At 69.5% G+C, this 12,354-nt stretch carries 13 protein-coding genes; 10 read left to right on the top strand and 3 right to left on the bottom strand.

All coding sequences use genetic code 11. From position 1 onward, the window contains the following. Positions 1-24: 24 nt before the first annotated feature. The 5 genes from QQX02_RS03525 to QQX02_RS03505 all read left to right on the top strand — a co-directional run bounded on the left by QQX02_RS03525 (position 25) and on the right by QQX02_RS03505 (position 5,766). On the top strand, positions 25-375 hold the full coding sequence (locus QQX02_RS03525; RefSeq protein ID WP_301141252.1) for a hypothetical protein: 351 nt from the start codon (positions 25-27) through the stop codon (positions 373-375). Beyond that, positions 362-2,869: a VanW family protein gene (locus tag QQX02_RS03520; protein ID WP_301141251.1), complete on the top strand. Its 2,508-nt coding sequence runs from the start codon at positions 362-364 to the stop codon at positions 2,867-2,869. Before QQX02_RS03525 ends, QQX02_RS03520 begins: the two co-directional genes overlap by 14 nt. A gap of 96 nt (positions 2,870-2,965) precedes the next feature. Then, the gene (fdxA, locus tag QQX02_RS03515) at positions 2,966-3,283 is read left to right on the top strand and encodes a ferredoxin (RefSeq protein ID WP_062135924.1); all 318 of its coding nucleotides are present in this window, start codon (positions 2,966-2,968) and stop codon (positions 3,281-3,283) included. A gap of 18 nt (positions 3,284-3,301) precedes the next feature. After that, positions 3,302-4,411: a succinyldiaminopimelate transaminase gene (dapC, locus tag QQX02_RS03510; protein WP_301141249.1), complete on the top strand. Its 1,110-nt coding sequence runs from the start codon at positions 3,302-3,304 to the stop codon at positions 4,409-4,411. Positions 4,412-4,476: 65 nt separating this feature from the next. Continuing rightward, positions 4,477-5,766 carry a citrate synthase gene (locus tag QQX02_RS03505; RefSeq protein ID WP_301141248.1) on the top strand — a complete coding sequence of 430 codons (1,290 nt, stop codon included), beginning with the start codon at positions 4,477-4,479 and terminating at the stop codon, positions 5,764-5,766. Between the two features lie 79 nt (positions 5,767-5,845). Here QQX02_RS03505 and QQX02_RS03500 read toward each other — a convergent pair whose 3' ends face one another. Then, positions 5,846-6,691, bottom strand: a complete 846-nt coding sequence (locus QQX02_RS03500; RefSeq protein WP_301141247.1) for a hypothetical protein — start codon at positions 6,689-6,691, stop codon at positions 5,846-5,848. Between the two features lies 1 nt (position 6,692). Further along, the gene (gene dapD / locus QQX02_RS03495; RefSeq protein ID WP_301141244.1) at positions 6,693-7,640 is read right to left on the bottom strand and encodes a 2,3,4,5-tetrahydropyridine-2,6-dicarboxylate N-succinyltransferase; all 948 of its coding nucleotides are present in this window, start codon (positions 7,638-7,640) and stop codon (positions 6,693-6,695) included. Between the two features lie 164 nt (positions 7,641-7,804). Here dapD and dapE point away from each other — a divergent pair, with 164 nt between their 5' ends. The 3 genes from dapE (at position 7,805) to QQX02_RS03480 (ending at position 10,035) form a co-directional block, all read left to right on the top strand. After that, complete coding sequence (gene dapE, locus QQX02_RS03490; protein ID WP_301141243.1) at positions 7,805-8,899, top strand: succinyl-diaminopimelate desuccinylase; 1,095 nt, start codon at positions 7,805-7,807, stop codon at positions 8,897-8,899. Positions 8,900-8,945: 46 nt separating this feature from the next. Beyond that, on the top strand, positions 8,946-9,722 hold the full coding sequence (locus QQX02_RS03485; RefSeq protein WP_301141241.1) for an LOG family protein: 777 nt from the start codon (positions 8,946-8,948) through the stop codon (positions 9,720-9,722). 133 nt (positions 9,723-9,855) lie between these two features. Next, the gene (locus QQX02_RS03480; protein ID WP_062135903.1) at positions 9,856-10,035 is read left to right on the top strand and encodes a DUF3117 domain-containing protein; all 180 of its coding nucleotides are present in this window, start codon (positions 9,856-9,858) and stop codon (positions 10,033-10,035) included. 89 nt (positions 10,036-10,124) lie between these two features. Here the strand turns inward: QQX02_RS03480 and QQX02_RS03475 are convergent, their stop codons facing one another. Next, positions 10,125-10,760 (bottom strand): O-methyltransferase, encoded by a 636-nt coding sequence (locus QQX02_RS03475; RefSeq protein ID WP_301141240.1) that lies wholly within the window; start codon positions 10,758-10,760, stop codon positions 10,125-10,127. Positions 10,761-10,883: 123 nt separating this feature from the next. Between QQX02_RS03475 and sigE the strand changes: the two genes are divergently transcribed. Both sigE and QQX02_RS03465 read left to right on the top strand, forming a co-directional pair. Continuing rightward, positions 10,884-11,492 carry an RNA polymerase sigma factor SigE gene (gene sigE, locus QQX02_RS03470; RefSeq protein ID WP_301141239.1) on the top strand — a complete coding sequence of 203 codons (609 nt, stop codon included), beginning with the start codon at positions 10,884-10,886 and terminating at the stop codon, positions 11,490-11,492. Next, on the top strand, positions 11,489-12,352 hold the full coding sequence (locus tag QQX02_RS03465) for an anti-sigma factor family protein (RefSeq protein ID WP_301141238.1): 864 nt from the start codon (positions 11,489-11,491) through the stop codon (positions 12,350-12,352). The genes sigE and QQX02_RS03465 overlap by 4 nt, the downstream gene beginning before the upstream one ends. Positions 12,353-12,354: the final 2 nt, after the last annotated feature.

The raw sequence follows: 12,354 nt of genomic DNA, 5'->3' as shown, positions 1-12,354 counted from the left end.
TGGCGACCACCTATCCTGGGACGCATGAAGGATGTCCTGGGGTTCGTGGTGCTGCTCGTCGGCGGCATCATCACCGCGAGCGTGGGCGCGGTGGCCCACCGTGGCTTCCCGCCGTTCGGCGTGGTGCTGTGCGTGCTGATGGTGGCGCTGGGGGCAGTCTTCGCACGCACGTGGCTGGGATGGGCTGGACTCGGCCTGTACGCGGGCGCGTGGATGACCATGACGTTCGTGTGGGCGCTGGAAGGACCGGGGGGTTCCGTGTTGATCGTTCAGGATGCACTCGGTGTCGGATGGCTTGCGGGGGGCGCGATCGCGATCGTGGCCGCCTCGGTGATGCCGTCGAGACTGCTGGTGGGTGCGCATGGCCCGCGGTAAGGACCACGCACGCAAGTTGGCAGAGGAGCAGGCGCGCAGGCGGCGCAACTCCGCCGCGCACCGCTCGCTGAGGCGACGCGCGGAGAAGGGCGCCGGTGCTCGGTCGGCGTCGGCGACGCCACCGGCCGACGCCACGCTCGCGGACGACTCCGACGCCACCGAACGGACGACGACCGGCGACATGCCCGCGTCTGCGGCCGCCTCACCGGACCGCGACGACGCTGCCACTCCTGACGACGGCGACCCCACCGCGTCTGACGACGCCCCCGCGTCTGACGACGCCACCGCCTCCGATGACGCCACCGCCTCCGACGACGCCCCCGTGGTCGAGCGAGTGCCCACCAGCGAGCTGAAGGCCCCGGTGTGGCTGGCGGCAGGAGAGGCGGCGACCGCAGACGCCGGCGACGACGCCTACGCGCCGCGCTTCGAGCCGGGCGAGGAACCCGGAGGGGAACCCGCCGAAGGCGACGAGGCTCGTGGGGGAACCGACGAGACGCTGGGCGAGGAGGAGGACTCGGAGCCCGAGCCCGCATCGGCCGGTGACCCTGCTGGCGAGGAGACCGACCGAGACGGCGACGAGCGTGCCCCTGCGCCCGAGCGCGCATCAGTGTTCGCGCCTGCGCACGGGCCGTCGGACACCGTGGCGGAAGACGACCAGACGGCCGTGCACGCGCCGGTGGATGACACCGCCGTGATGGGACCTGTGGACGACGACGCCCCGACGACGGCCCACGAGTCCCGGGCAGCGTCCACGCCGCCATGGGAGGACGAGCCCATCCCTGACACCACGGACGGCGGCGGACACGTGACGCGCAACAAGAAACGGCGGACGGCGTGGATCCTGCCGCTCACGCTGGTCGCCATCGCCGTGCTTTACGTGGGCGCGCAGGCGCTGATGTCGACCACGGTGCCGCGGGGCACCGAGGTGCTCGGCATCCAGATCGGCGGCATGTCCGACACCGAGGCGATCGGAGCAGTCGGCGATGCCGCCGTCGCGCTCGAGGGCGAGGACCTGGAACTGCGCGCAGTCGAGGAGTCCTTCGCGCTGCCCGCCTCGGACGCAGGACTGTCGATCGACGTCGACAGCACCATCGCGCAGGTCACGGGCTTCACGGTGATGCCCGATCGACTGTGGGCGCATATCGCTGGAGGCGGTCCGCTGACGCCGGTGACCGATGTCGACGAGGAGGCTCTCGCCGAGGCCCTGGAGAGCGCGGCCGTGCAGCTCGACGGGCCCGCGCAGGACGCCGGCGTGACGGTCGCCGAGGGGTCGGTCGAGGTCGTTCCCGGCCGGCCATCCGTCACGATCGATCAGGAGGAGTCGGCGACGCGGCTGGCGCAGGCATGGCCGTCGACGCAGGCGATCGATCTGATCGCTCAGACCGAGCCGCCCACGATCACCGACGAGGATGCTGCGGCCTTCGCCGCCGAGCTCGAGACCGAGACGTTCGCGGCACCCATCACGCTGGTGGGCGAGGACGCCGAGGCGACGATCGAGCCCGCCACCATCGCCGCCACGTCGACCGTCGAAGCAGGCCCGGGCGGCCTCGAGCTGGTGGTGGACGGCACCGCGCTCGCGGCACAGATCATCGAGGCCAACCCCGACCTCACGACGGAGGGCGAGAACGCGTCCGTCTCGTTCGACGACAGCCACGACATCGTCATCGACGAAGGCTCGCCCGGCATCACGATCGATGGAGAGGCGTTGGGTGACGCGGTCGTCGCGGCCGCGAGCAGCATGGGCCGGATCGCCGACCTGCCGTACACGGCTGCGGACCCGGAGGTGAGTGCCGAGGACCTGGGCCTGGCTGACTTCACCGAGATCGTCAGCTCCTTCGACACGCCTCTCACGGCCGAGCCCGTCCGCACGCAGAACCTGCGTGTCGCGGCCGCGGACGTCGAAGGTGTGGTCGTCCAGCCAGGTGACACCTTCGACCTCACCGAGGTGCTGTCGCCGATCAACGAGGAGGAGGGCTACCAGCCCGCCCACGTGATCGTGAATGGCATCCTGACGAACGGCATGGGAGGCGGGCTCTCGCAGATGGCGACCACGGCGTACAACGCCGGGTACTTCGCCGGATTCGAGATTCTCGATCACCGTCCGCACTCCGTGTGGTTCACGCGCTACCCGGCAGGGCGCGAGTCGACCATCTACACCGGTTCGATCAACGTGGAGTTCCGCAACAACACTCCTTACGCCGCAGTCTTCAACAGCTACATCGACGGCGGCCGGCTGCACGTCGACGTGTGGTCGACCGAGCACTTCGAGGTCACCACGTCGGCGAGCCCCAAGTCCAACGTGAAGGAGCCGGGCGTCAAGGAGGTCACCAGCGCCAACTGCGAGGCCAAGGGTCCTGGTCAGCCGGGCTTCACGATCACGAACACGCGCACCGTCAAACTCGACGGCGACGTGGTGGAGGAGACCTCCGACACGTGGACGTACAAGCCGGACGACGCGATCGAGTGCGTGAGTGACGACGATGAGGATGACTGACCGCACGCGTTCCCGTCGCACCACGCGGGTGCGTGGACTCCGCGCGCACGCCGCTATGATGAAAAGCCCGGATCACCCTCGAATGGAGGAGACGAAGTGACATACGTCATCGCACTGCCTTGTGTCGACGTCAAGGACAAGGCCTGCATCGATGAGTGTCCCGTCGACTGTATCTACGAGGGCGAACGGATGCTCTACATCCACCCCGACGAGTGCGTGGACTGCGGTGCATGCGAGCCGGTGTGCCCCGTCGAGGCGATCTACTACGAGGACGACACTCCCGACAAGTGGGCGGACTACTACAACGCCAACGTCGAGTTCTTCTCGGAGATCGGCTCGCCCGGCGGCGCGGCCAAGATGGGTCTGATCGAGCACGACCACGACCTCATCAAGTCGCTTCCCCCGCAGGCCTAGCGGGCGCGCAGGCGATCCGTGGGTCTGTACCCGGGCTCCCTGCCCGACTTCCCATGGGACTCGCTTGCGAGGTTCCGGGAGCGTGCGGGTGAGCACCCTGATGGAGTCGTCGACCTGTCGGTGGGCACGCCCGTCGACCCCACGCCCGAACTGATCCAGCGCGCGCTCTCCGACGCCGCGAACGCTCCGGGGTACCCGACCACGCACGGCACCGCCGATCTGCGTCGCGCGGTGGTCGAGTGGTTCGCCCGCACGCGAGGCGTGAGCGGGCTCGACCCCGACGCAGTGCTGCCGACGGTGGGCTCCAAGGAGCTCGTCGCCTGGCTCCCGAGCCTGCTCGGCCTGTCGACGGGCGACGTCGTGGTGCACCCGGCCGCCGCGTACCCCACCTATGCCGTGGGTGCGGTCCTCGCTGGCGCATCGGCCGTCGCGACGGACGTGGTGAGCGACTGGGCGAACCGTGACGACGTACGGCTCGTATGGATCAACTCTCCGTCGAATCCCACCGGTTCCGTGCTGTCGCGCGACGAGCTCCGCGCGATCGTGGACGCCGCCCGGAGCATCGGCGCGGTGGTCGCTTCGGACGAGTGCTACGCGGCCCTGCCGTGGGAGGAGCCGTGGGTGAGCGACGGCGTGCCGTCGGTGCTCGACCCCGAGGTGTGCGGCGGGGACCACACCGGACTGCTGGCGGTGTACTCGCTGTCCAAGCAGAGCTCCCTCGCGGGCTATCGTGCCGCTTTCGTGGCCGGCGACGCCGCGATCATCTCCGGACTGCTGGAGACCCGCAAGCACGCCGGCATGATCGTGCCGGGTCCGGTGCAGGCCGCGATGGCGACGGCGCTGCGCGACGATCAGCACGTGACCGTCCAGCGTGAGGTCTACCGCGCGCGCCGGGCGGTGCTGAGGCCTGCCGTCGAGGCGGCAGGATTCACCGTGACGGGCTCCGACGCGGGCCTGTATCTGTGGGCCTCGCGCGACGAGGACTGCTGGAAGACCATAGAGTGGCTCGCGGAACGCGGCATCGTCGCCGCGCCGGGCTCCTTCTACGGCACCGCGGGAGAGCGTCATGTGCGCATGGCGCTCACCGCGACGGATGAACGTGTGCAAGCAGGGGCCCGGCGGCTATAAAAGACAGGTAAACTCGCTGCAAAGCGAACGCACAATGGCGCTGCGGCGCACGGGAGGTCCCTGGAATGACACGAGTGGTTGACGCCCGACTCACGGTCGATGGCACCACGCGCGAGCTTCCGCTCGAGCGCTCCACGGTCGGCAATGATGGAGTGTCCGTCGCGACGCTGCTCAGCGAGACAGGGCTGGTGACCGTCGACCCGGGATTCATGAACACGGCCTCGTGCGAGAGTGCGATCACCTACATCGACGGTGACGCTGGAATCCTGCGCTACCGGGGCTACCCCATCGAGCAGCTCGCGGAGAAGTCCACGTTCCTCGAGGTGTCCCACCTCCTGATCCACGGCGAGCTTCCCACGTCAGACCAGCTCACTGCCCTGAACAATCGGGTGGCACGGCACATGCACGTGCACGAGGGCATCAAGGCGTTCCTCGAGGCCTTCCCGCGTAACGCGCACCCGATGGCGGTGCTGTCGGGCGCCACGAGCGCACTGTCGACGTTCTACCCGGAGTCGGTGGGGCGCGGCGAGTACGAGATCGAACTCGCGACCGTCCAGCTGCTCGCCAAGACCGCCACGGTCATCGCGTACCTGCAGCGCCGCTTCACGGGCGGCGACCTGATCGAGCCCAGCCGCGAGGGCACCTACGTCGACGAATTCATGCGCATCGCCTTCTCCGGCTCCGACGGCGCGCTCGACATCGACCCCACGATCCGTCGGGCCCTCGACCTGCTGCTGATCCTGCACGCGGACCACGAGCAGAACTGCTCGACGTCCACGGTCCGCATCGTCGGATCGTCGCAGGCGAACATCTACGCATCCATCTCCGCCGGCATCGGCGCGCTGTCCGGACCGCTGCACGGCGGTGCCAACGAGGCGGCGCTCGAGATGTTCGACGGCATCAAGGAGTCGGGTGACACCGTCGAGCAGTTCGTGGCGAAGGTCAAGGACAAGGCCGAGGGCGCCAGGCTCATGGGCTTCGGTCACCGTGTGTACAAGTCGTATGACCCGCGCGGCGCGGTCGTCAAGGACGTCGCCAACACCGTGCTCGCCGAACTGGGCGGCAACGACGAGACCTTCCAGATGGCGCAGCGCCTCGAAGAGATCGCGCTGTCCGACGAGTACTTCATCGAGCGCAAGCTGTACCCGAACGTGGACTTCTACACCGGCCTGCTCTACTCGGCGATGGGCTTCCCTCGCCAGATGTTCACGCCGTTGTTCGCGCTGGGCCGCATGCCGGGCTGGATCGCTCACTACCGCGAGATGATGACGGACCCGCGCACCAAGATCGGCCGCCCGCGTCAGATCTACACCGGCCAGGTGGAGCGCGACTACGTCGCAATGGACCACCGCTGACCTACCACCCGCTGCTGCCTCGGGAGGGCGGTCCTGTCCACGGTGCGCCGTGGGCAGCCGCCCTGGCCGAGGGCGCTTCTCAGTCGGTGCGGATGGCGATGAGGGTGCCGTCGCCCTCTGGTGAGACGGCATCGGCGTCCCGAAGCCACGCCTGGTCGTCGCGGACGGCCCCGGTGACGCCCTCGACGGCGGCCACCGCGACCGCCCACTGCTGAACGGCCTGCGCGAGGGTCGCGTCGGCGCCGGCCGGCGTGAGCACCGTGGCGTCGGCGTTGATGTCCGCCACCTGCAATGACACGGCGTCGCCGAAGTCGGCCGCCACGCGGTCGGTGAACGCCCGCGCGGTGGTCGTGGAGGCGTCCCCGAGGTCGCACGTCACCTCGCCGCCGTGCCCCGTGAGGGCGGATGCCCACAGGCGGCCCTCCTCTTCGTGGTCCGCGTAGGCATCCGGAAACGCTGATCGCTGCACCGCCTGTGCGGCCACCGTGATGTCCAGCTCGGGCCAGTTCGAGATGTCCCGCAGCGCCTCGTAGAACTGGTCCGTGGAGTAGTACGGATCCAGAATCTCCTCGACCGATCCCCAGCCCTGCGATGGGCGCTGCTGGAAGAGGCCGACGGAGTCCCGATCGCCGTAGTCGATGTTGCGCAGCGTGGACTCCTGGATCGCGGTGGCGACCGCGATGCTGGCGGCCCGCGCAGGCATCCCGTGACGGAGTGATCCGGTCACGATGATCGCGATGTTGTTCGCCTGCTCGGCGGTCTTGGTGTCGGTGCGATCGCCGAGCGTCACCGTGCACTGACCGGACGGCAGCACCCGGTCGCCGTAGCGCTCCCACAGTCCGGGGCCCCACACGATCGCGGCGCCGCCGGCCACGACGAGCACCGCGAGCGCGGCGACCCCACCGCCGCGCCTGCGCTTCGCCACGTCAGTTCGCGTGCAGCGCGGCGTTGAGCGCGATGCCGTCGCCCTGGCGAGCCACGACCTCGATCGCGCCCGTGACGGAGTTGCGGCGGAAGAGCAGGCCGTTCATGCCGGCGAGCTCGCGGGCCTTCGCGACGCGGGGCTCGCCCTCGTCCGTGGTCTGGCCCACGAGCAGCACCTTGGAGCCGGCGGTCACGTACAGGCCGGCCTCGACGATGCAGTCGTCGCCGAGAGGGATCCCGAGGCCCGAGTTCGCGCCCAGGAGGGAGCGCTCTCCGATCGAGATGACCTCCTTGCCGCCACCGGACAGGGTGCCCATGATCGAGGCGCCGCCGCCCACGTCGGACCCGTCGCCGACGGTGACGCCCGCAGAGATGCGGCCCTCGACCATCGAGTGGCCCAGCGTGCCTGCGTTGAAGTTCACGAATCCCTCGTGCATCACGGTGGTGCCCTCGGCGAGATGCGCGCCCAGGCGCACGCGGTCGGCATCGGCGATGCGCACGCCACTCGGGACGACGTAGTCGACCATGCGCGGGAACTTGTCCACGCCGTAGACGGTGAGTGCCTGACCCGCCGCGCGGAACCGCAGTCGGACGTCCTCGAAGCCGTCGATGGCGCACGGTCCCGCCGAGGTCCACGCCACGTTGGTCAGCACGCCGAACAGGCCGTCGAGATTGATGCTGTGAGGCCGTACCAGGCAGTGCGACAGCAGGTGGAGCCGCAGGTAGGCGTCGGGGACGTCGACGGGCGGGGCATCCAGGTCGATCTCGGTGGCGACGGTGCGCAGGGACACCCCGCGCAGCGCATCCTCGCGCTCCGCGTCCGCGAGTGCTTGAGGGGCCGATGCGCCAGCGGGGGCCTCTCCAAGTGCGGGCGCGGGGAACCAGGTGTCGAGCACCGTCCCGCTCGCGTCGATGGTGGACAGGCCGAATCCGTGTGCTGCTCGAGTCATGGGTCCAGGGTAGTTGAGGGCGATCGCCCATCCGCCCCCGCGCCCCAGCAGTGCACCGCGGCACGTGTGGGCTCGAGACGTGCGCTGGTGCACTGCTGGGGCGCAGAGGGCCAGCGCATCGGCGCGTCGGAAGGCGCCGGGAGCGCGCCGGATAGGCTGGCAGCATGCCCGATCTCGACCTGCACGCCCCTGTCGAGGAGCTCGCACGCCTGCTCATCGACATCCCCTCCGTCAGCGGGGGAGAGCACGCCATCGCCGATGCGGTGGAGCGCGCTCTGACCGCCTTGCCGCACCTCACGGTGACCCGCGACGGCGACGCGATCATCGCGCGCACCGAGACGGGGGCCCCGGAGCGGGTGATCATCGCGGGCCACCTCGACACGGTCCCGATCAAGGGCAACGTGCCCGCTCAGTGGCGGGATGACGGGGCGACGCTGTGGGGCCGGGGCTCCGTCGACATGAAGGGGGGCCTCGCCGTCATGCTGTCGCTCGCCGCCTCGCTCGAGCGGCCGATGCGCGACGTCACCTGGGTGCTCTACGACCACGAGGAGGTCGAGGAGTCGAAGAATGGGCTCGGCCGGCTGTCGCGCCGGCATGCGGAGCTGCTGACGGCGGACTTCGCCGTGCTGTGCGAGCCCACCTCCGCCGCGATCGAGGGCGGCTGCAACGGCACCCTGCGCGCGGACGTGACGCTCCCAGGGATCGCGGCCCACAGCGCCAGGGCGTGGAAAGGGGCCAACGCGATCCACCGTGCGGCGCCGCTGCTCACGGCCCTCGCGGCCTACGAGCCGGCCTCGGTGGATGTGGACGGCCTGACGTATCGCGAGGGGCTCAACGCCGTCGGCATCCGGGGCGGCATCGCCGGCAACGTGATTCCCGATGCCTGCACGGTCACCGTCAACTACCGTTTCGCCCCCGACAAGACCCTCGCCCAGGCGCAGGCGCACGTGGAAGCCGTGATCGCATCGGCCGGACTGGGTGAGTGGGACCTCGAGTGGACGGACCTCGCCGCCGCGTGCAGGCCCGGCCTGGACGCGCCGCTCGCGATGTCCTTCGCCGATGCCGTCGCGGCCGCAGGTGGGGGAGCCCCGCGCGCCAAGGAGGGGTGGACGGACGTCGCCCGGTTCGGCGACCTGGGCATCCCGGCAGTCAACTACGGTCCGGGCGACCCCGAGCTCGCACACGCCGACGAGGAATGGTGCCCGGTGACCGATATCCAGGCATGCCGCGCGGGCTTGAAGGCGTGGCTGTCCCCCTGATCTGCGCGACCATCGCGTCCCATCACCCGATCTGAGGAGAGGCTCCATGAAGGCCGAATACCGCAAAGGCCCCGTGCTGCTGCGCGGGCGCAACGTGCCGAAGTCGTCGACGTCGGGTCGACTTCTCAGTGACCAGGACCCGCCGAACTGGCTCCACGAGGACCCGTGGCGGGTGATGCGCATCCAGTCCGAGTTCGTCGAGGGCTTCGGGGCGCTCGCGGAGCTGGGCCCCGCGATCTCCGTGTTCGGCTCGGCGCGGTCCAAGGTGGGCACCGACGACTACGCCATGGGCGAGGTCGCCGGAAGACGCCTCGTCGAAGAGGGGTTCGTGGTCATCACGGGCGGCGGCCCCGGGGTCATGGAGGCCGCGAACAAGGGCGCGAGCGAGGCCGGGGGAGTCTCGGTGGGGCTCGGCATCGAGCTGCCCTTCGAGCAGGGCGTCAACGAGTACGTCAACCTCGGCATCAACTTCCGGTACTTCTTCGTGCGCAAGACCATGTTCGTCAAGTACGCGCAGGGCTTCATCGTGCTTCCGGGCGGGTTCGGCACCTTCGACGAGCTCTTCGAGTCGCTCACGCTGGTCCAGACTCGCACCATCACGCGATTCCCGATCGTCCTCGTGGGCCATGCCTACTGGGATGGCCTCGTGTCCTGGCTGCGGGACACGGTGGCCGCCGACGGCAAGATCGCGGCGACCGACTTGGATCTCATCCACGTGACGGACGACATCGAAGAGGCGGTCCAGATCGTGGCCGATCACGCTCGCGGCGAGGGCACCGGACCGGAGGAGCCCGAGGAGGGCCCGGTCCGCGAGGGCATGTGACCGGTCACGCGGCGCACCGGCGGTCACACGCCGCGGACGGGGAGGGTTTGGGAGCCACCCCTCCCACGGCGTAGAATGGTCGTTGGTGCCGCGGAGTCCGCGGCTAGAGCGAAATCCCCGAGGAGAATCACATATGGCTGCGATGAAGCCCCGTACCGGAGACGGCCCCATGGAGGTCGTGAAGGAAGGTCGCGGGTATGTGATGCGCGTGCCACTGGAAGGTGGCGGCCGCCTCGTCGTCGAGATCAACGCGGACGAGGTCGCGCAGCTGCGCGACGCCCTGGCCGGCGCGTTGCCGGTCCCGCAGGACTAGCGGTCCCGCAGGACTAGCGGTCCCGCAGGTCAGGCGACAGCACCGGCGGCCGAGGCGAGCGCCGCCCGGCGCCAGTCGCTCGGCGGTGGCTACACCGCGTGCTTGACCGCCACCAGCATTCCATCGCCGCTGGGCAGCAGCATGGGCTCGAGAGACTCGTCCTGTCGCACTGACTTGAGGGTCTGGCGCACCGCGGTGGTCTCCTCGTCCCGCTGTGCGGGGTCCGGCACACGTCCGTGCCACAGCGAGTTGTCGATCGCGAGGATGCCGCCCACGCGCAGCAGCCTCAGCGACTGCTCGAGGTACTGGGGGTACTCCACCTTGCGCGCGTCGATGAGCACCATGTCGTAGCCCCCATCGGTGAGCCGCGGCAGCACGTCGAGGGCGCGGCCGGTGATGAGCCGCGCGCGCTCCGGAGCGAATCCGCCTGCCGCGAGGGTGCGGCGAGCGGCCTTGTGGTGCTCGGGCTCGACATCGATGGTGGTGACGACGCCCGCGTCACCCATCCCGCGGAGAATGTACGTGGTGGAGACACCGGCCCCGGTGCCGATCTCGACTGCCGAGCGTGCTCCCGAGATGCGCGCCAGCAACTGCAGCACGCGACCGGCACCAGGGTGCACAGGCACGCAGCCCAACTGATCCGCGGTGTCGCGGGCCTCGAGCAGAACGGCGTCCTCGGGGACGAAGTCCTCGCAGTACGCCCAGTTCGCGGCATCCGTCGTCATGTATTGCCTCCTCAGCGCATGGTATCCGTCACATCGGCCATCCGGCCGATGCCCCGCTGCAGGATCCGTGGGAACATAGAACTTCCGGTATCCGTTGCCAGTTACGTGAAAGAAGGTGAGCAGATGACGCACGATGCGCGCACAACGCACGTCGCGCCGGACGCGACCCCTTTCGCGCCCGAGACGGCGAACCCAGAACTGACGTGGGAACGCATCGTCGAGGAGCACTCTGGCCGGGTCTACCGGCTCGCCTATCACCTCACCGGCAACCAGCACGACGCCGAGGACCTCACGCAGGATGTGTTCATCCGCGTGTTCAACTCGCTGTCGCAGTACAAGCCGGGCACGTTCGAGGGCTGGCTGCACCGCATCACGACCAACCTGTTCTTGGACCGCGTGCGACGCAAGAAGCGCATCCGGTTCGACTTCATGGCTGATGACGATGCCGCCGTCCCCACCTCGGCCAGCTTCGATCGCCACGAGCGCTCGGGCCAGCCGGAGGACGAGTTCGACATGTCCCACCTCGGCGATGACATCATCGCCGCGCTCTCCGACCTGCAGCCCGAGTACCGGGCCGCCGTCGTGCTGAGCGATATCGAGGGACTGTCGTACGAGGAGATTGCCGCCACCCTCGGCATCAAGATGGGCACTGTCCGCTCCCGACTGTCTCGCGCCCGTGCGAAGCTCCGTGAGTCTTTGGCTCACCGCGCGCCGGTGCGAGGTGGCGTGTGAGTGACCAGCACCTCGGCGACGACGTACACGACCTTCTCGACAACCGGCTGAGCGCTGCGCGCGCGGCCCAGGCGATGAGTCACCTCGAGTCGTGCCCTGACTGCCGCATGCGCTGGGATGACCTCCGCCGTGCCCGCGAGGCGCTCCAGACGTCCTCAGCGGGCATCGACATGACCTTCGCCCAGCAGCTGCTGGATCGTGACCGGATGGCCGAGATCGCCAAGGGCGAGTCGCGCCATCAGGCGCGCGCGGCGCGCCCCCGCGACCGCCGGCCGATGCTTGCTGCAGTGATCATGGTGGTCGCGATGACCGCGGGCGTGGGCGCGGCGTACCTCGCCGGCGCCCCCGACGAGGTGTCGCTGGAGTTCGCCGAGCCCGCCGGAACAGCCACCGGCACCCTCGCCGCAGGGGGCGACGTCACCTATGTGGAGGCGCGAAGCATGCGGGGCGGCGACGCCCTTCGCTCCTGGGTGCACCCGGACTGGGAGGCCACGGGTCTCACACCGGTCGAAGGGGCCGTGCTGCGCTCCGCGACGGGAGAGAACGTCTTCGTCGCGACGATCCTCGCCAACCTCGAGCCCATCGTCATCACCGAGCAGCACGGGCGGCTGTCCTCGGCCTTCGCCGAGCACTTCCCGTCGGTCGACCTCGGCCACACCTCCGCGTACCTCGTGAGCGACGACCCCCGACAGCTGGTGTGGCAGACGGGCGACGTCGTGATCTCCGCGACCTGTTCATGCGCGCTGTCGACTCTCGAGTCCGTCGCCGCCTGCTTCCCTGCCCAGTCCGACCCAGGCTTCGTCGATCGTGTGGCCGCTGGCCTGCGAGAGTTCACCGCCTTCGCGTCCCCGGATAGATGAGA

It is taken from the genome of Demequina muriae (genome assembly GCF_030418295.1).
Taxonomy (GTDB): domain Bacteria; phylum Actinomycetota; class Actinomycetes; order Actinomycetales; family Demequinaceae; genus Demequina; species Demequina muriae.
The sequence above is the reverse complement of the archived record's forward strand: the minus strand, read 5'-3'. Positions and strand labels throughout refer to the sequence as shown.